This is a genomic window from Streptomyces sp. NRRL F-525 (assembly GCF_000716605.1).
In the GTDB taxonomy this organism is placed as follows: Bacteria; Actinomycetota; Actinomycetes; order Streptomycetales; family Streptomycetaceae; genus Streptomyces.
This window is the reverse complement of the sequence record NZ_JNXE01000007.1, coordinates 1-20,552: the sequence shown is the minus strand read 5'-3', so window position 1 is coordinate 20,552 and position 20,552 is coordinate 1. Positions and strand designations below refer to the sequence as shown.

The following is a 20,552-nucleotide window of genomic DNA, read 5'->3' as shown; positions in this document are numbered from 1 at the left end:
TCCGCCGCGGGATCACTGCCGTGCGGTGCGGGCCACACCGACATGTTCCTTATTTAGGCACCTAGCGCCATAAACACCAACCGCATCGGACAAGACCGAACGTAACAGTCCCTCAATGCGTTCGAAACCCCTGCCGGCGGTGGGTCGGCGGCTGGGCATAGGGGGTTGACGACATGTCAAAAGCGGTGCCCGCGGCCGCCTTGGAGGCGTCGCGGGCACCGCTCGGTGGAGGGAGTCAGCGGGTTCGGGGGCCTCCCGGACCGCCCGGGCCCTCGGGGCCACCGGGACCGAACACGACCGGCTGGGGACCGGGCCCGACCATCCCCGGTCCGCCGACCATCCCGGGACCGCCGACCACCCGCGGGCCGCCGGGACCGCCAGGGCCTCCAGGACCGCCCGGGCCGAAGACGACCGGTCCGCCGCCGGGGCCCACCGGTTCCGGGACCCGCTGCTCCGGCAGGCCCTCGACATCGCTCTCGTCCTCGAGCGCGGGCCGGGCGAACTGCGTGCGGTAGAGCTCGGCGTAGAGCCCGCCGAGCACGAGCAGTTCGTCATGGGTGCCACGCTCCACGATCCGCCCCTCGTCCAGGACGATGATCTGGTCGGCGTCCCGGACGGTGGACAGGCGGTGCGCGATGACCAGCGAGGTCCGGCCCGCGAGCGCGGTCTTGAGCGCCTGCTGCAGGGCGGCCTCGGACTCGGAGTCGAGATGCGCGGTCGCCTCGTCGAGCACGACCACCGGCGGGGCCTTGAGCAGCAGCCGGGCCATGGCGACGCGTTGCTTCTCGCCCCCGGAGAGCCGGTAGCCGCGGTCGCCGACCATGGTGTCCAGGCCGTCGGGCAGCGAGGCGACGAGCCGCCAGATCTGCGCGGCCCGGCAGGCCACGACCAGTTCCTCCTCGGTGGCGTCCGGGCGGGCGTAGAGCAGGTTCTCCCGGATGGTGGTGTGCAGCAGGTGCCCGTCCTGGGTGACCATCCCGACCGTGTCGCCGAGCGACTCCAGCGTCAGGTCTCGGACGTCACGGCCGTCGATGAGGACGGTCCCCTCCTCCGGGTCGTACAGCCGCGGCACCAGGTGGGTGATGGTGGTCTTGCCGGCCCCGGACGGGCCGACCAGTGCGGTGAGTTTGCCGGCCGGGACGGTGAAGCTGAGGTCGCGCAGCGCCCAGCTGTCGCCGTCGCGCTCGGCCACCGGCGTGGCGAAGTCCTCCAGGGAGGCCAGCGAGACGTCGGCGGGTTTCGGGTGCCGGAACGACACCCCGCGGAACTCGACGCCGGGGGCCGTGTCACGGGTCGCGGCGGGCGGCAGCGCCACCGCGTCGGACTTCTCCGTGACCAGCGGCTTCAGGTCGAGGATCTCGAAGAGCCGGTCGAAGCTGACGAGCGCCGTCATGGCGTCGGCCTGGGCGTTCGACAGCTGGCCCACCGGGGCCATCAGCCGGGTGAGCAGCGTGGTGAGGGCCACCAGGGTGCCGATCCGGAAGGCGCCGTGCACGGAGAGCACCCCGCCGACGCCGTAGACCACGGCGGTGGCGACCGAGCCGATGAACATGGTCGACAGGAAGAGCATCTTCATGGAGACCGAGTTGCGGACGCCGATGTCACGGCCGCGGGCGGCGAGCCGCGCATAGCGGGCGGTCTCCCGGTCCGGGCGGCTGTAGAGCTTGGCGAGGAGCGCGCCGGCGACGTTGAACCGCTCGTGCATGAGCGAGCCCATCTCGGCGTTGACCTGCATGTGCCGGCGGGCCAGGCCCTGCAGGCGGCGGCCGATGAGGCGGCCGGGAAGGATGAAGAACGGGACCAGCACCAGGGAGATCAGGGTGATCTTCCAGGACAGGTAGAACATCGTGGCCAGCACGAACACGACCGTCAGCCCGGAGGACACCACGGTGGAGAGCATCTGGGTGACCGCCTGCTGGGCGCCGATCACGTCGGTGTTCAGCCGGCTCACCAGGGCGCCGGTCTGTGCCCGGGTGAAGAAGGCGAGCGACTGGCGCTGCACATGGTCGAAGACCTTCACCCGCAGGTCGTAGACCAGGCCCTCGCTGACCTGGGCGGAGAACCAGGTCTCCCCGAACCCCACCAGCGCGGCCAGTACGGAGACCGCGGCGACCGCGGCCGCGAGCCAGACCACGGTCCCGGTGTCCCGGGCCATGATGCCGTCGTCGATCAGGTACTTGAGGAGCAGGGGCGGGGCCACCGCGCAGAGGGCGTTCAGCGTGGTGCAGACCACGAGGAAGCCGATGGAGCGGCGGTGCCCGCGGGTGTACGGGATGATCCTTTTCGTCGTTCCGGGCTTCGCCCGCTGTCTGTCGTTCGAGGAATCCGGCCCGTCGGATCGGACCATGACCGGTCCGGGCCCGCCCATCATGGCCACAGGTACTCCCTGGGTCGCGTCGCCGCGGTCTGGCCGGCCATCAGTGGGCCGCCTCGGTCTTCCTCATCGCGTCGATGAGGCTCTGCGGACGGAGGTCCGTCCAGTTCTCCTCCACATAGGCGAGGCATTCCTTGCGCGTGGCCTCCCCGAAAGCGAGTCGCCAGCCATTCGGAATCTCCGCGAACGCAGGCCACAACGAGTGTTGATTCTCCCTGTTCACGAGCACCAGAAAGGTCCCGTTTTCGTCGTCGAACGGGTTCGCCATATTCGCCCCCACGAATCGTATTCCTCGGTGGATGAGAAAACCTTAGCCGCCGCTAATGAGACGAACAAGGCTCACCAATTCGAGGAGCAACCCGAAGGGCGATCCGTGAATATAGGTATTGTTTAAATTGGGACGAGTGCAGTCGGGTCACCAGTGTCACGTGCCGGACGCCCGCGCGACAGGGGCGTCCAACCGACCGACCCGAGCACTTGGACACCGGACCCCGGGTGCGACGCCCCCGCCGCACGGGGGTGGACGGCAAGGGGCGCCGCGGTCCGGATGTCAACTGTCAAGGCACCGTCGCCGCCCGCTAGTTGGTCGCGAGGGCCTCCGTCGGGGGCAGCCGGGCCGCCCGGACCGCGGGGTAGAAGCCGGCCAGTCCGCCGATGGCGAGGGTCGCGGCCAGACCGCCGGCCATCGCCCACAGCGGCACCAGGGCGGCCCACCCCTGGTAGGCGGCGTAGCCGTCGGTCACGCCGATGCCCAGCAGCACACCCCCCAGGCCGCCGAGCCCGGACAGCAACAGCGCCTCGGCGAGGAACTGGATCCTGATCTGGCCCCGGGTGGCGCCCAGCGAGCGGCGCAGCCCGATCTCCGAGCGCCGTTCCAGCACCGAGATGACCATGGTGTTGGCCACCCCGACACCGCCGACCAGCAGGGCGACCCCGCCCAGGCCAAGCAGCAGCCCGCTCAGCGTCTTGTCCGTGGCGTTCTTGGCGGCCAGCGCGTCGGAGGGGCGGGAGACGTTGACCTCGTTGGGGTCCTCCGGGGACACCGTGGCGCCCAGGACGCCGTGCACCTTCTCGACGTCCGCGTCCTTCGCCCGTGTGTAGATCGTCGTCGGATAGCCGTCGAAGGCCAGCTCCTTCTCCGCCACCGGCCAGCCCACGAAGGCCTGTGTGTCAAGGACCGGCAGCAGCTCGTTGTGCGCCAGCAGACCCACCACGGTGAACCAGTGGTTGCCGAGCCACACCTGCACGTCGGGGCCGGCCCGGTGGATCCCGAGGCTGCGCGCCGTCTCCGAGCCCAGCACCACGGCCGGGTAACGGCTGCTGGCGGCGTTGAGCCAGCGGCCGTCCACGATCTGCCCGCCGATGGACCGCAGCAGGTCGGTCCGCGCCGCGCTGACCGAGAGCCCGCCGGACTCCACCGACGGAATGCGGTCGTTGCGGTAGAGCTTCGCGTCCGTGGTCCCCGCAGCGGAGGCCGAGATCACCTCCGGCCGACTCGCGACCATCGCGACGGCGTCGTCGGACAGATGGGCGTTCGCGCCGGTCATGGTGGTGCCCGGGGAGACCGTGAGCAGATTGGTGCCGAGCGCGGCGAGCTGCTTGTTCAGGTCGTTCGTCGACGAGGTGGAGATGCCCACCACGCCGATCATCGCGGCGATGCCGATCGCGATGCCCAGGGCCGAGAGGAAGACCCGCATGGGCCGCGAGCGCAGCCCCCAGCCGCCCACCCGGGCCACGTCGGACAGGCTCAGCCGGGCCGCCCGGGGCCGCGGCGGCGGGGGCAGTTCGGCCCAGGGCCGCTCCCGGCCGGCCGGCGGCGACTGCGTCGTACTCATCGCTCCACCCCCGTGTACGCCAGGGCCCGGGGCCCCGGTGCCCCCGAATCGTGCTCGATCCGGCCGTCCCGGACCCTGACCTCACGCGGCAGGGACGCCGAGATGTCCCGGTCGTGGGTGATGACGACCACCGTCGTCCCGGCCTCGTGCAGCTCGTGGAGCAGTTCCATCACCACCGTCCCCGAGCGGGAGTCCAGCGCGCCGGTCGGCTCGTCGGCCAGCAGCAGCGGCGGATCGCCGACCACCGCGCGGGCGATCGCCACCCGCTGCTTCTCGCCGCCGGACAACTGCTGCGGCTCGTGCAGGAGCCGGTGCCCCAGACCCACCCGGCGCAGGGCCGCCTCGGCGAGCCGGCGCCGCTCACGGCGCGGCCGTCCGCCGTACAGCAGACCGTCCGCCACGCTGTCGAGGGCGGGGACTCCGGCGGCGAGGTGGAACTGCTGGAAGACGAAGCCGATGGTGCCGGCCCGCAGCGCCGACAGCTCGCGGTCGTTCAGGGAGTCCACGGCGTGGCCGGCGATCGCCACCGTCCCCGAGGAGGGGCGGTCCAGCGTGCCCATGATGTTGAGCATGGTGGACTTGCCCGAACCGGACGGGCCGACGACCGCGAGCATCTCGCCGCGGTGGACCATCAGGTCCGTCTCGACCAGGGCGGCCACATCGCCGTACGACTTGCTGACCCCGGCCAGCTCGATCACCGGGTGGGCTGCGACGGTCACTTCGGTACCCCCACGACCGTGCCCGCGGTGATGCCGGTGCCGGAGATCTCCACCATGCCGTTGCCGAACGTCCCGAGCTTCACGTCGCGGTACTCCGTCTTCGCCCCGGTCACCACCTCGACCGCGTAGCCGCCGCCCGGCAGCGCGAACAGGGCGCTGATCGGCACGGCCAGCACGTTCGCGCGTGTCTCGGACGCGAACTCGACACTGACGGAGGCGGCCTGGTAGGCGCCGATCTTCGCGGCGTCCTTGACCTTCAGCTCCACCGGGACGGTCGCGTTCGCGGAGCCCGAGCCGGAGCCGGAGCCGGAGCCGGAGCCGGAGGAACCTCCCGAACCGCCGGAGGGCGCGGAGTCGTTCGAGGTGGTCGGTGTGCCGATGTCCGTCACCACGGCGGTCACCGTGGTGTTGTCCGGCAGCGTGACCGTCGTGGCGCCGCCCTTCTTCGCCAGGTCCGCGTACTGCACGGGCAGGTCGACGGAGATCACCCGGTCGGTGCCCGTCCAAGTGAGCACGTCCCCGGCGAGGGTGTCGCCGACGGCGAGCTCCGCCTTGGCGACCCGCCGCGCGCCGGAGGCCACCAGCGCGTCACCGACCCGCACCTCCCCGGTCTGCGAACGGCCGAGCTTGTCCTGCCACTTCTCGACGGCGGCGGCCGTGGAGTAGTCGTAGGTGCTGTCCACCGTGAAGCCCCGGTAGCCGAGCGCCCGGAGGTTCTTCTCCAGCATCTTGACGTCGCTGCCGGTGCTGCCCGGCTTCAGCGTCCGGTACAGCGGCACCGAGCCGTAGAGCAGCGGCACCGACTGCTGGTCGACCTTGTAGACCGGCTCGCCGCGGGTGACGGTGTCGCCGTCCGAGGGCATCCAGGTGACGATCCCGGAGCCGGCCCCGCCACCGCCCTGCGCCGACCCGCCGGACTGCGCCGAGCCGGACGATCCCGGGGCCTGGACCGCCGCGGTGTCGCCGTACCCGAGCTGTCCGTCCACGGTCTGGGAGCTGGTCAGCGTGGTGCGCTTCACCTGCGTCGTGGCGGGCGGGCCGGAGGGCGCCGTCGCCTCGGTCTTGTCGTCCCCGCCGCCGAACACACCCGAGGCGGCGCCGGCCGCGGCCACGGCGACCACCACGGCGCACGCGACGATCAGGGCGATGCGCATCCCGCGGCGGCGCGGGCGGTTGCCCTCCGGCGGCGGCTGCTCCACGGCACCGCCATTCCCGTCGAAGGAGGCGAGGGCCGCGGCCCGGGGCTCCAGTTCACCGCCCGGGACGTCCGCCGCACTCTCGGGGGCCGTCTCCACGGTCCCCTCCTCGCGACCGCTCACTGCCCCCCTCCTGTGACCATCAGGCTGCCGCCGGGCCGGATGCTGTAGCAAGCGGCCGTGGCCTTGGCGAAGTTGGGGTCGTCCTGCCCGGAGATACCGGCCGCGTCGGCGTCGATGATGATCGTGCTGCCGTCGACCTTGGGGTCCTGGAAGTTGGGCATGCCGTTCTTGCGGATGCACTTCGCCCACGCGGCGACCTTCGTCGCGTCGAAGGACCGGCTGTTGGCGGCGGCGCCGGTGTCGCCCTGCACCAGCTTCGACTGGCAGGCCGACTGGGCCGACTTGAAGGTCGGGGAGTTCTGGTCGATGTCCGCGGGGACCGTCAGCTGCACCCGGCCCTGACTGTCCTCCTTCGGGTCGGGGTAATTCGAGACGCCGTTGTCGCGCATGCACTGCGAATAGGCCACGGCCGAATTGGAGGAGTCGCCCGAAGAATTCGACGAACTCTGGCTGCCGTCGGACGCGTCGGTCGATTTCGAGTCCGACGAACAGCCCGCGAGCATTGTTCCGGCCGTCAGCACGGAAAGGACCGCCAGGACCGGTCCGGTCATACGCTTCTGAAATGTGTTCGGCATACCACCAGTTCTACGGGGCACCCGGTCACACCGAGGTTGCAACGGGCGCCCCACGCGACCGTTCAGTCAGCCCGGTCCCCGGCAGCGCTCTCCCGCGCGTCGGGCGCCACCAGCGTGATGGCGCCGGCGGGGCAGCGGGCCGCGGCCGCGCGCAACCTCGGCAGCGCTTCAGGTGCCGCCTCGGGGACGCGCGGCAGCGCCAGGCCGTCCTCCTCGGACTGGTCGAAGTACCGGGGCTCGAACAGGGCGCACACCCCCGAGCCCGCGCAGCTGTCGCGGTCCACCCGGATCCCGACGAGCGCCACGCCCCCGTCCGCTCCGGCCCCCGGCGTCACCAGGCGACCGGAAGCGTCTCGATGCCGAACTGCGGGGCCAGCAGCCGGAACCGCAGCTCCTCCACCCCGGCGCCCAGCCGCAGGCCGGGGAACCGCTCCAGCAGCCCGGCGAAGGCGATCCGCATCTGCACACGCGCCAGCCCCGCGCCCAGGCAGAAGTGGTTGCCGTGGCCCAGGGCCAGGTGGTTGGCGGACTCCTCCCGCGCGATGTCCAGCCCGTCCGCGACACCGCCGCCGTGCGGGCAGCGGTTCGCGGCGAGCACCGAACACGACACCACCTCACCGGCCTTGATCACCTCGCCGGCGATCGCCACGTCCACCAGCGCCGTGCGCGGCGAGACGACGGCCACCACCGAGACGTAGCGCAGCAGTTCCTCCACGGCCCGGTCCATCAGCTCGGGCCGTTCCCGCAACAGGGCCAGCTGCTCGGGATGGAGCAGCAGGGCCAGGGTGCCCAGGGCGATGGCCTCCGCGGTGTTCTCGATCGAGCCGTTGGCGATGCCCTCGCAGAGTCCGGCCAGCTCCTCGTCCGTCACCCCGTCCCCGTGCTCCCGGATCAGCGAGCCGACCAGACCCTCGCCCGGGTTACGGCGCTGCTCGGCTACCAGTTGCTCGAAGTGCCTGAAGTACGCCGTCGCCGCCGGCTTCCGGCGGGCGCTGTGCCCGGCGGCCCGGTAGTCGCTCAGCCGGGACAGCTCGGGCAGGTCGTCGCGGGGCAGCCCGAGTATCTCGGCGAGGACCAGGCCGGACACGGGCCGGGCGAAGTGCCGCATCAGGTCGGCCGGTTGACCCGCCCGCTCCAGCACGTCCAGGTGGTCCGCGACGATCCGCTCCATCATCGGCTCCAGCCGCCGCATCTGCCGCACCGTGAACAGCGGCGCCACCAGCCGCCGCAGCCGGCTGTGCTCCGGCGGGTCGATGTGCAGCAGGCTGCCCTCGTGCTGGTCGAGTTTGCGGCCGCCGGGCTCCGGCGGCGGCACGTTGGAGAACCGCTCGGAGTCACCGAGGATCTGCCGCACCACCTCACGGCCGGTCGCGATCCAGCCGGGCATTCCCCCGGGCGCCTTGGACAGCGGCGCCCGCGCGCTGATCTCCAGGAGTTCCGGCACCGGGTCCAGCAGGCTCCGGCGCTTGTCGACCTGTAGCTCGAACGACTGCGTCATGCGCGTTCTACCTCTCTGACGTGTCCGATGTGTCCAACGTGTCCGACGTGAACCGCTGCTGTACGAGCCGTTCCGTGACCGCGCGCCCGATGACCCCGGCGCTCTCGGCCCACAGCAGCCCTATGTGGTCGGCGGGGACCTCGACGCTGTCGACGCGGCCGGCGATGTACCGCGCCCAGGTCGTGCGCTTCTCGTCGAGGGACATCTGGGCCAGACCGCCCTCGGTGGCCAGGAACAGCAGCGCGTCACCGCCGAAGCGCCGGGGTGTGTGCCGCCGTTCCAGCCCGATCATGTGCTGCTTGGTCCTCTCCATGTCGCGGGTGAAGGCGTCGGCCAGCGGCGCCCCAACCTCCGGGCCGCTGAGCACGACGCGTCCCTCGCGGTCCACCCCGTCGCCGTCCTCCGCGTGCGTGGTCTCCGCCTCCCGGTGTCCGCCCGGGAAGCCGTCCAGCAGCGCCAGCAGCGAGACCCGTTGACCCTGTTCCTCCAGCGCGGTGGCGACGGCCTGGGCGAGCACCGCGCCGAAGGACCAGCCGAGCAGCTGGTACGGCCCCTCGGGCTGCACCGCGCGGATGCGTTCGACGTGTCCGGCCACCATCGCGTCCATGCTGTCCGGCATCGCCCCGCGGCCGGCGAAGGCGGGTGTCTGGAGGCCGTAGACCGGAAGGTCCTCGGGAAGGTGCTGGAGGATGCCGGAGTAGCACCAGGCCAGGCCCGTGCTGTGGTGCAGGCAGAACAGCGGCGGGCGGGAGTTCCCGGGCCGTAGCGCCAGCAGTACGTCGAGGTCGTCGCGTCGGCGTCCGGCGCGCCGGGGTGCCGACAGGTCGGCGCCGCCGTCGTCCGCGGCGCGCGGCTCCACCAGTCCGTCGGAGGTCCACGCGGCGCGCCGGCCGGTGCGCAGCATCAGGTCGCCACCGGGTCCGAAGGGGTCGGGTACGAAACTGCCCGCGGTACGGGCCGGCGCGCCGGCGTAGGCGCGGGCCAGGGACGGGCCCGCCACGTACAGGTCGCCTGCGACCCCGGCCGGGACCGGCCGGAGCCAGGCGTCGAGGACGTAGGCGCGCGCGGTGCGGGGCAGCGGGACGACGGCCCGCGCGGTCTCGCGTCCCGGCCGCTCCGCCGTGGGTACGACGTCGACCGTGCCGTCCCCGCGCAGCGCGGCCAGTACCCCGACGAGCAGCTCGGCGACGGGCGCGCCCGCGTCCACACGGACCGCGCCGTCGGCCGGTCCCGCCGCAGGGGACGCGGCCTGACGGTCGATCACCCGGCCGAGCAGGGACCGGTGGTCCAGCATCTCGCCCACAAGAGTGCCGTCCGGTGCCTCCACGGGGAGTACCACCGCCGGCTGGGACGGCGACGGCTCCCGGACCGCGGCGGTGCGGCGCAGCCGGCTGTTCCCGGCCCGGATCGCGTCCTCCACCCGCAGCACCGGCACCGTTCCCGCCCCCGGTACGGCGGTGTCGCCGGACCGGACGAACGCGGCCGGGCATTCGCAGCCCAGCGCGGCGGCCGCCGCCAGCGGGCCCGCGGGATCGTCCGGGTCCGCGATCAGGCACGCCGCACCGGACCTGAGCACCCCGAGCACGGCGACCACCCAGCCGGTACCGGGCCGGGCCGCCACCACGACGACACCGCCCGCACCGGCCCCGAGCCGGTCCAGCCGCGCGGCGAGCCAACCCGCCGCCCGGTCCAGGGAGCGCCGGGTGAGGTGACCGTCCCGGTCGCGGACGGCCACGGCTCGCGGGTCACGGGCCGCGGACTCGGCGAAGGCCGGGAGGACGGTGCCGTCCGGGACCCGGGCCGCGCCGAGGTTCCACTCCTCGGTCAGCCGCCGGAACTCCGCCGTGCCGAGCAGGATGTCGATCCGGCTCAGGGTCAGTTCGGGATCGACCGCCACCTGCTGGAGGACATGGACGAGCCGCTTCGCGAGACGGGCCGCGGTGGCCCGGTCGAACAGTTCCTCGGCGTAGTCCAGCGTGCCGTCGAGGCCGCCCGGTCCGCCGTCGTCCCGGTAGCGGTCGGTCAGCCGGAGCGACAGATCGAACCCGGACGCCGGGGCGCCGAGGTCGACCGTCGAGGCGTTCAGCCCCGGGAACGCCGGGACGTCCCACTTCTCGGCGGTGTCCTCCCGTACGTCCAGGACGGTCTGGAAGAGCGGATGCGGATCCCCGGGCGCCTCACCCGCGACGCCCAGGATCTCGGCGATGCGCGCGAACGGGACGTCCCCGCGTACGTCGGCCTCCCCCGCGGTCTCCCACACACGGCCGAGCAGTTCCCGGAACGTCGGGTCGCCCGAGACGTCGGTGCGCAGCGGCAGCAACCCGGCGAACGGGCCCATGGCGGCCTCGAGTTCACCGCCGGCGGCCGGTCGCTGCGTCACGGCACCGACCGTCAGATCGGTGCCCGCGCCCATCCGGGCGAGGAGCATCGCGAGACCCGCGTGGACGACGGCCGCCGAGGTCGCCCCGAGCGGCCGGGCCACGTCCATCAGGCGGCCGTGCGTCGCGGCCGGGACGCGCAGCGGCACCGAGCGGGCCCGGTGGTTGGGCCGTGCGGGCCGCGGCCGGTCCGTGGGGAGGACGGTGGCGGTCGGCGCGTCCGCCAGCATCTCCTTCCAGTACGCGATCTGGTCGCCGGCCCCGCCCTCCTTCGCGCCCGCCTCCCCCTCCGTCTCCATGAGCTGCCTGTTCTGCCACACCGCGTAGTCCGCGAACTGCAGCGGCAGGGGCGCGCGTTCGGTGGCACGGCCCTCGCGGCGTGCGCCGTACGCCACGGCGACATCGCGTACGAGAGCGTCCCTGGACACGTCGTCGGCACCGATCCGATGGAGGACGAGCAGGAGGACATGGTCGGTGTCGGAGAGCGCGAACAGGGTTGACGCCCAAGGCGTTTCGCTGCCGAGGTCGAACCGTCGGTCGGCGTGGTCGTCGAGGACGGCGGGAAGCTCCTCCTCGGTCACCGCGACGAGCGGCAGGGCGGGAACGGCGGCGGGGTCGTCGGCGTCCAGGATCCGCTGGACCAGTCCGCCGTCCGGGGTCTCGGCGAAGACCGTCCGCAGGATGTCGTGCCGTGCCGCCACGTCCGCCAGCGCCGCCCGCAGGGCCTCGCGGTCGAGTTCTCCGCGCAGGCGCAGGGCGACGGACGACTGCAGGGCCCGCGTCCGGGGGTTGGCCGCGGCGCGCCGCCAGTCGAGCCGCTGCCCGGCCGTCGCCGGCGCCACACCGCCCTCGTGCTCGACCGCGACCACCGGGGGCCGTTCCTTGAGGGCCAGGATGCGCGCCGCGCCGATCGGCGTCGGCATGCTGAAGAACTGCTTCATGTCCAGGTCGACGCCGGCCTCCGACCGGATCCGGCCCGCGAGATGCATCGCCAGCGCGGAGTTGCCGCCCAGGTCGAAGAAGTTGCCGTCGGCGGCCACCCGGTCGATGCCCAGCACCTCGGCGAACAGCGCACAGAGCAGCGCCTCCGTCTCGGTCCGGGCCCGGAGACCCGAGGCGCCGTCGTCCAACTCCGGGACGGGCAGCGCGGCATGGTCGACCTTGCCGTTGACGGTGAGGGGCAGGGCGTCGAGGACCACGACGGTGGAGGGGACCATGTAGTCCGGGAGGCGGGTCGCGGCGTACTCGCGCACGCTCCCGGTCTCCACACCCCGCCCGCCCTCCGCGTCGGCCGACAGGACGTAGCCGACGAGGCGCGGATTGCCCGGCCGGTCCTCACGCACCGTCGCGATTGCGGTCCTGACGTCCGGGTGAGCGGCCAACACGGCCTCGACCTCGCCGAGTTCGACCCGGAACCCGCGGATCTTCACCTGCGTGTCCGCCCGCCCCACGAACGCCAGATTGCCGTCGCCGTCGGGCAGCCACCGCACCAGGTCACCCGTGCGGTACATCCGCTCACCGTCACCGAACGGACAGGCCACGAACCGCTCCGCGGTCAGCTCGGCCCGGTTGACATAACCCCGGGCCAGACCCGAACCGGCGATGTAGAGCTCCCCGGTGACACCCGCGGGCACGGGCCGCAGATACGCGTCCAGCACATAGGTACGGACGTTGGGCAGCGGCCGACCGACGGCCGGGGGCGCGTCCTCACCGGTGATGCCCTCCTCCAGCAGAACGGCGGTGGTGATGACGGTCGCCTCGGTGGGCCCGTACGTGTTCCACACCCGAGCACCCGCACGCCACCGGGCCGCGAGACCAGCCTCCAGCCGCTCCGCGCCCAGCACCCAATTCCCCACCCCTGGAACCGACTTGGGCTCCAGGGCACGCAACAGCGAGGGCACCACGCTCGCCACCTCGACCCCGGCCGCCTCGACCATGCGCGCGAGCGCCGCACCGTCCAGCCGCTCGTCGGGCGAGGCGATCGCCAACGCGCCCCCGGCGGCGAGGGTCACGGCCACGTCCAGCACCGCCGCGTCGAAGCTGAACGACGCGAACTGCAGCGTGGTCAGGCCGGGTTCAACACCGAGGACGGGACGCATGACCGACGCCAGGTGCGCCACGGAGGCATGCGCGACCGCCACACCCTTCGGGCGACCGGTCGACCCCGATGTGTAGATGACGTACGCCAGTTGAGCACCGACGACCTCCGGCAGCACACCCGAGTCGGTCCCCAACTCGCCCACCAGGACCGTCTCCACGTCCGCCGACAACCGGTCTACGGTCTCCTCCGCGACCAGCACCAACTCAGCGCCGCTGTCGGCGACCATGAACAGCAACCGGTCGGACGGATACTCCGGATCCAGCGGGACGTACGCGCCACCGGCCTTCCACACCGCCAACATGGCCACGACCATCTCGGCCCCACGCGGCAGACACAGACCCACCCGGGATTCCCGACCCACCCCACGGGCGGTCAACCCCCGCGCCAACGCATCCGACCGCGCATCCAACTCGCCGTAGGAAAAAGCCTGTTGCCGGAACCACAACGCGGTCGCATCCGGCGTCCGAGCCGCCCACCCACGGAACCGCTCCACCACCGTCGACGCGTCCACATCCCGCGCCGTGCCGTTCCACTCCTCGACGACCGCGGACCGTTCCGCCGCGTCCAGCAACTCCAGTTCGCCCAGCCGGACTTGGGGGTCGGCCGCGGCCTGCTCCAGCACCCGGGCCAGGCGTTCGGCGAGGCGGCTTACGGTCCGCTCGTCGAAGAGATCCGCGGAGTAGAGGATCCCGCCGCCGAGCCCGGCCGGGGCTCCGCCGGCGGAGCGGCGCTCGTTCAACGACAGGGAGAGATCGAAGCGGGCCGCGGGGGCCTGTGCCGGCGGAACCGCCTCGACGGTCAGGCCGTCGAGGTCCCACCGCGCCTCGGGGAGGTTCTGAAGCGCCAACATCACCTGGAACAGCGGGTTTCGGGCCGCGGAGCGCGCCGGGTTCAGCTCGTCGACCAGGCGCTCGAACGGCACGTCCTGGTGCGCGTACGCCGACAGGTCCGACTCACGCACCCGCCGCAGGATCTCGGCGAACGAAGGATCCCCTGCCAAGTTTGTACGCAGCACGAGGGTGTTGACGAAGAACCCTGCCAGCTCCTCCAGTTGGGCGTCCGAGCGCCCGGCCACGGGTGTGCCGATGCAGACGTCCTCCCCGGCGCCCATCCGCGCCAGCAGGACCACCAGCGCGGCATGCACCACCATGAACATGGTCGCCCCGCTCCGGGCGGCCAGCTCCGCCAACCGGGCATGCGTCGCCGCGTCCACCCCGACCGGCACCGAACCACTGCGGAACGACGGCGTCGCCGGGCGCGGGCGGTCGAAGGGCAGCGCCGTCTCCTGCGGCGCCCCGGCCAGCGCCTGCCTCCAGTGCGCGATCTGACCGGCCCCCGCGCTGTCCGGGTCGTCCAGTTCGCCGAGCACCTCCCGCTGCCACAGCGCGTAGTCCGCGTACTGGACCGGCAGGGGCTCCCACTCCGGCGGGCGACCGCCGTGCCGGGACCGGTACGCCGTCCTGAGGTCCCGCGCCAGGACGCCCATCGACCAGCCGTCGGAGGCGATGTGATGGGACACCAGCAGCAGCACCCACTCCTCCTCCGCGACCCTCAACAAGCTGGTCCGCCAAGGCAGTTCGACCCCGATGTCGAAGCCCCGCCCGGTCTCCTCCGCCATCACCTCCCGCCAGCGCTCGCCGGCCTCGACGACCCGAAGCCGGGGCCGGCCCTCGACCCCCTCGCGGATCTCCTGGTACGGCACGCCCTCCACATCCGGGAAGACCGTACGGAGGCTCTCGTGCCGGTCCGCCACATCACCGAGCGCCGCCTCCAGCGCCGCCACGTCCGGCCGGCCCGACAGCCGCAGGGCGAACGGCTGGTTGTAGGCGGCGGCCCCTTCGCCGTCGCCGTCGGCGCCTTCGATCCGGTTGAGGAACCACATCCGCTGCTGCGCGTACGACAGCGGCACCCGCTCCGGACGTTCCCGGCGGCGCAGCGGCGCGCCGTCGGATGCCCCGGCCCCGTCGACCAGGCGTGCCACCCCGGCCACCGTCGGATCCGCGAACACCTCGCGGACCCCCACCGACACGTCCAACTCCGCCCGCATCCGCGCGATCAACCGCATCACCAGCAGCGAGTCGCCGCCCAGCCCGAAGAAACTCTCCTCCGCCCCGACCTCCGCCAGCCCGAGCAACTCCGCGAACAGCGCGCACAACGCCTCTTCCGTCGGCGTCTCCGGACCCCGGGAACCGCCCGCTCCGAGGTCGGGGGCGGGGAGGGCGGCGCGGTCGATCTTGCCGTTGACGGTGAGCGGGAACGCGTCGAGTACGACGACCGCCGACGGGACCATGTACTCCGGGAGGCGGGTGGCGGCGAGGGCCCGTACGTCCTCGGCATCCGCATCACCGATGACGTATCCGATCAGCCGACCTTCTCGCGCCAGCACCGCGGCCCGCTGCACCTGCGCGTGAGCGGCCAACACCGCCTCGACCTCGCCGAGTTCAACCCGGAACCCACGGATCTTCACCTGCGCGTCCGCACGCCCCACGAACTCCAGCTGCCCGCCCGACGTCCAGCGGACCAGGTCCCCGGTGCGATACATCCGCCCCGTGCCGTCACCGAACGGGCACGCCACGAACCGCTCCGCCGTCAGGTCGGAGCGGCCAATGTAGCCACGGGCCAGACCGTCTCCCGCGATGTACAACTCCCCCGCCACACCCACCGGAACAGGCCGCAGGAAGGAATCCAGCACGTACGTACGGACGTTGGGCAGCGGGCGGCCGATCGCAGGCGACGCATCCTCACCCGTTATGCCCTCGTCCAGCAGAACGGCGGTGGTGATGACGGTCGCCTCGGTGGGCCCGTACGTGTTCCACACCCGGGCACCCGCACGCCACCGGGCCGCGAGACCAGCCTCCAACCTCTCCGCTCCCAGCACCCAATTCCCCACCCCGGCAACCGACTTCGGCTCCAGGGCTCCCAGCAACGACGGCACCACGCTCGCCGTGACCACACCGGCCGCCTCGACCATCGCGGCGAGAGCAGACGGATCCTGCCGCTCCTCGGTCGTGGCGATCGCCAGCGTGCCTCCGGCAGCGAGGGTCACGGCCACGTCCAGCACCGCCGCGTCGAAGCTGAACGACGCGAACTGGAGAGCCGCGACACCGGACTCCACGCCGAGTACGGGACCCATCGCCGAGGCAAGGTTCGCCACGGAGGCATGCGCCACCGCCACGCCCTTCGGACGACCGGTGGACCCTGATGTGTAAATGACGTAGGCCAGTTGGCCACCGACAACCTCCGGCAGGTCGCCCGAGTCGGCCCCCAACTCGCCCAGCAGCAACGTCTCCACGTCAGCCGACAACCGGTCTACGGTCTCCTCAGCCACCAGGACCAACTCCGCACCGCTGTCGGCCACCATGAACAGCAACCGGTCGGACGGATACTCCGGATCCAGCGGAACGTACGCACCGCCCGCCTTCCACACCGCCAACATCGCGGTCACCATCTCGACCCCACGCGGCAAGCACAGACCCACCCGGGACTCACGCCCCACCCCACGGGCAATCAGCCCACGAGCCAACGCATCCGACCGCGCATCCAACTCGCCGTAGGACAAGGCGTGTTGCCGAGATCGCAGCGCAGTAACGTCCGGCGTCCGCACCGCCCACCCACGGAACCGCTCCAGTACCGTCGACGCGTCCACATCCCGCGCGGTGGCGTTCCACTCCTCGACGACTACGGTCCGTTCCGCCTCATCCAGCAGATCGATGTCGCTCAGTCGAAGACTCGGGTCCGCCGCGAACTGCTCCAACACCCTTACCAGCGAGGCCAGCACGCTTTCGGCACGGGTCCGGTCGAACAGGTCGGGGCGGTAGTCGAGGTGGAGTTCCATCCGCTCGCCCGGGATGACGATCAGCCCCAGCGGATAGTGGCTGGCGTCCTGCGGTGCGCCGCCCGGCCCGATGACAAGGGTGTCCGGGTCGTACGGTGCCGGAGCGGCGGAGTGCGGGTAGTTCTCGTAGACGACGAGTGTGTCGAACTCGGCGCCCGGACCGGCGAGTTGCTTGATCTCCGCCAGCCCGAGGTACTGATGCCCCATCAAGCTCACCTGCCGGGCCTGGAGTTCGGACAACAGCCCCGCCACCGACAGACCACCGGCCAACTCAGCCCGTACAGGCAGGGTGTTGATGAACAGCCCGATCAGCGACTCCGCACCCGGCAGATCCGCCGGCCGGCCGGCAACCGTCGTCCCGAACACCACATCCCGACGCCCCGACAACCGAGCCAACACCACAGCCCACGCACCCTGCACCACCGTCGCCATCGTCACGCCGCCCTGACGGGCCACGTCGTCCAGCGCCAGCGTCAACTCCGCGTCGCACTCGCCGAGTACCGTCTCGGGCCGGAGTGGCAGCCGGGCCGGGTTCGCGGGCACGACCAGGGTCGGTTCCTCCGCCCCCGCCAACTCCTCCCGCCACGCAGCCCGCGCCGCCTCCCGGTCCTGACGACCCAGCCAGGCCAGGTAGTCGCGGTACGACCTGATCGCGGGCAGCGCCCGGGCATCACCGCCCGCCCTGTAGACCACCTCAAGTTCGTTCACCAGGATCGGCAACGACCAGCCGTCCAGCACGATGTGATGGGTCGTCAGCACCAGCCGGTGACGCCGATCGCCCAGGCGGAGCAGCAGCAGCCGCAGCAACGGACCCCGCGCGACGTCGAAGCCGACGGACAGTTCAGCCCCGGACAACCGGGCCGCCTCGGCCTCCGCATCGGCCTCGGGCAGGCCGCTCAGATCGACCTCACGCCACGGCAGTTCCACCTCTCGCGCGATGACCTGCACCGCCTCACCCGACTTGCGCCGGCGGAAGCTGGCCCGCAGGGTCCCGTGGCGGGCGATCAGGCCCTCCCAGGAACGGCGGAGACGGTCCACGTCGAGCGGTCCGTCGAGGGCCAGGGCCCGTTGGCCCGCGTACACGTCGGAGGCCTCGCCCCCGAGGGACGCGTGGAACAGCAGCCCCTCCTGAAGCGGCGACAGCGGCCATATGTCTTCGATGGCGGTCCGGGTCCGGGTCATCGCGTACGTCTCCTCACAGCGGTTCGCAACTTCGGTTCGGCGGCAGGGACAGAGCGGTGCGGGCGGAGCTGTGGGGGGGGTGGTCGGCAGTGAGCGGTGGTCACAGGTCGGGGGGGACGAAGGCCGAGTGGCAGTGGCCCGGAATCAGAGCTGGTCGTCGGCGAACTCGGCCTCCAGATCGTCGACTTCGTCCTGGTCGAGATCGAGGAGGGAGAAGTCGGAGGGGGTGTGCCCACCGGCCGACGGGTCGGCGGTGTGCGCGGCGAGACCGTTCAGCAGCCCGAGCCAGGCCAGCCCCAGCTCCTGTACGTCGGCCTCGTCCAGCAGCGCCTCGGGCCAGCTCAGGGTGAGCGTCAACTCGGGCCCGTTCACGGTGTCCGCCACCACGGCGCCCACGTCGAGCGCGTGCGGCACCGGCATGCCCGGATCGGCGGCACCACCGACGGCGGTGTCCCCGGCCGACTGCCACGGCTCGGCCGACCTCGCCCCGGCACCACCGGCGGTCGCGAACCGGCCCAGGTAGTTGAACCCGATCTGCGGCACCGGCAGACCCTCCAACACCGACGCGGTCTCCGGGTTCAGATGACGCAACAGGCCATATCCGAGCCCGTCCCCGGGCACCGCCTGCACCTGCTCCTTCACCCGTTTGACCAGCGCACCGGCCGCCGCACCACCGGCCGTAGCCTCCGCCAGATCCACACCTGAGGCGTCCAGCCGTACCGGATAGGCCGCGGTGAACCAGCCCACCGTCCGCGACAGATCCATCCCCTCCGACAACGGCTCACGGCCGTGCCCCTCGACCTCCACCAGGAACCCACCCGGCTCAGCCCCGAAGCCCGGCCGCCACCCCGCCACCGCACCGGCCAGCGTCGCCAACAGCACCTCGTGCAGCCCGCAGTGGAACACGCCCGGCACCTCACCGACGAGCACCGCAGCCTCACCCACCGGAACCGACCACGAAGAACGTCGCAACGACGCAACCGTGTCGACGGCCGGGTCCAGCGCGCGACGGCCGATCAGCGGCTCACCGGCGGTTCGCACCAGTTCGACCCAGTTCGCCAACTCCCCGACCCGCTGCGGTGTTTCCGCCGACCGCTCCAACTCCCGTGCCCAGGTGCGGAAGGAGGTCGGCGCCGGTTCGAGGACCGGTCGTCGGCCAACGGCCGCCGCCTCGCACGCGGTTCCCAGATCCTGCGCCAGAACGCGCCACGACACCCCGTCGACCGCCAGGTGATGAGCGGCCAGCACAATCCGACCGACCCGCTCGGGCCCGGCATCCACCCACACCACCTGCAGCATCACCCCGGCCGCCGGATCCAACCGCCCGACCGCGGGCCGAGCGGCCTCGACCGCCACCCGGTCCACCTCATCCTCGGCGAGGCCTACGGCATCCACCCGGACCACCAGCCCGGACGCGTCGATCCCAGCCGCCTCCGGAACCGTCAGCGTCCGAAGGTCGCTCCCGGTCCGGGCCCGGAGCATCCCGTGCGCCCGCAGCAACGCGCCCACACCTGACGCCAGTACGTCGACACCGAGCCCGGCCGGCGCACCGATCACCGTCCACTGCGCGAACTCGCCCCGCAGCGCGTGCGCACCCATCGATCGCATCGCCGGGGTCCACGGCACCTCCCCGACACCCGTGTCCGACTTCTGCCCCGCCGCCCCGCCGGACACCGCGACCGCCACCAGCGCCAACCGTTCCGGCGTCTTCTCCTCGAACACCTGCCGCGGCGAAACGGTCCACCCTGCGGCACGGGCCCGGGACGCGAGTTGCATCGACATGATCGAATCGCCGCCCAACTCGAAGAACCCGTCCCCGACCCCGACCTCCTCCAGCCCCAACACCTCAGCGAACAGGGCGCAGAACACCTTCTCGGCAGGAGTCTCCGGAGCCCGACCGGCACTCACCGCGGCTTCCGGTGTCGGCAAGGCCGAGCGGTCGATCTTGCCGTTGACTGTGAGCGGGAACGCGTCGAGTACGACGACCGCCGACGGGACCATGTACTCCGGGAGGCGGGTGGCGGCGAAGGCCCGCAGCGCCTCGCCGTCCGCATCACCGACGACGTATCCGATCAGCCGACCTTCTCGCGCCAGCACCGCGACCCGCTGCACCTGCGCGTGAGCGGCCAACACCGCCTCAACCTCGCCGAGTTCGACCCGGAACCCCCGGATCTTCACCTGCGCATCGGCACGCCCCACGAACTCCAGCTGCCCGTCCGAAGTCCAGCGTGCCAAGTCGCCGGTGCGATACATCCGCCCCGTGCCGTCACCGAACGGGCACGCCACGAACCGCTCCGCTGTCAGGTCGGAGCGGCCGATGTAGCCACGGGCCAGACCGTCTCCCGCGATGTACAACTCCCCCGCCACGCCCACCGGAACAGGCCGCAGGAAGGAATCCAACACGTACGTACGGATATTGGGCAGCGGGCGGCCGATCGCAGGCGGCGCATCCTCACCCGTTATGCCCTCGTCCAGCAGAACCGCTGTAGTGATTACGGTCGCCTCCGTCGGGCCATAGGTGTTCCAAACCCTGGCGCCCGCACGCCACTTCGTCGCGAGACCAGCCTCCAACCGCTCCGCGCCCAGCACCCAATTCCCCACCCCCGCAACCGACTTCGGCTCAAGGGCTCCCAGCAGCGACGGCACCACACTCGCGCTGTCGACGCCGTTGAAGTCGATCATCGCGGCGAGGGCAGCACCGTCCTGCCGCTCCTCGGACGAGGCGATCGCCAACGT

Annotated in this window: 10 protein-coding genes; all 10 read right to left on the bottom strand. The window is 72.0% G+C overall.

The genetic code is table 11. The features are described 5' to 3' along the window. Positions 1 to 235: 235 nt before the first annotated feature. Complete coding sequence (locus OO69_RS12420) at positions 236 to 2,347, bottom strand: ABC transporter ATP-binding protein (protein ID WP_234444417.1); 2,112 nt, start codon at positions 2,345 to 2,347, stop codon at positions 236 to 238. Between the two features lie 70 nt (positions 2,348 to 2,417). After that, positions 2,418 to 2,642: an MbtH family protein gene (locus OO69_RS12415; RefSeq protein ID WP_033280615.1), complete on the bottom strand. Its 225-nt coding sequence runs from the start codon at positions 2,640 to 2,642 to the stop codon at positions 2,418 to 2,420. 310 nt (positions 2,643 to 2,952) lie between these two features. Beyond that, a complete protein-coding gene (locus tag OO69_RS12410; RefSeq protein WP_078652395.1) occupies positions 2,953 to 4,209 on the bottom strand; it encodes an ABC transporter permease in 1,257 nt (418 codons plus the stop codon). Continuing rightward, complete coding sequence (locus OO69_RS12405) at positions 4,206 to 4,928, bottom strand: ABC transporter ATP-binding protein (RefSeq protein WP_033280614.1); 723 nt, start codon at positions 4,926 to 4,928, stop codon at positions 4,206 to 4,208. Before OO69_RS12405 ends, OO69_RS12410 begins: the two co-directional genes overlap by 4 nt. Then, positions 4,925 to 6,247, bottom strand: coding sequence for a peptidoglycan-binding protein (locus OO69_RS12400; RefSeq protein ID WP_051800956.1), 1,323 nt, complete (start codon positions 6,245 to 6,247; stop codon positions 4,925 to 4,927). Before OO69_RS12400 ends, OO69_RS12405 begins: the two co-directional genes overlap by 4 nt. Further along, the gene (locus OO69_RS12395) at positions 6,244 to 6,798 is read right to left on the bottom strand and encodes a hypothetical protein (RefSeq protein ID WP_033280613.1); all 555 of its coding nucleotides are present in this window, start codon (positions 6,796 to 6,798) and stop codon (positions 6,244 to 6,246) included. The genes OO69_RS12400 and OO69_RS12395 overlap by 4 nt, the downstream gene beginning before the upstream one ends. Before the next feature lie 86 nt (positions 6,799 to 6,884). After that, the gene (locus tag OO69_RS12390) at positions 6,885 to 7,127 is read right to left on the bottom strand and encodes a ferredoxin (RefSeq protein WP_033280612.1); all 243 of its coding nucleotides are present in this window, start codon (positions 7,125 to 7,127) and stop codon (positions 6,885 to 6,887) included. A gap of 26 nt (positions 7,128 to 7,153) precedes the next feature. After that, a complete protein-coding gene (locus OO69_RS12385; RefSeq protein ID WP_033280611.1) occupies positions 7,154 to 8,320 on the bottom strand; it encodes a cytochrome P450 in 1,167 nt (388 codons plus the stop codon). Between the two features lie 7 nt (positions 8,321 to 8,327). After that, complete coding sequence (locus OO69_RS12380) at positions 8,328 to 17,816, bottom strand: non-ribosomal peptide synthetase (protein WP_051800955.1); 9,489 nt, start codon at positions 17,814 to 17,816, stop codon at positions 8,328 to 8,330. Between the two features lie 144 nt (positions 17,817 to 17,960). Further along, on the bottom strand, positions 17,961 to 20,552 hold a 2,592-nt coding region (locus tag OO69_RS12375), incomplete at its 5' end, for a condensation domain-containing protein (protein WP_158713376.1).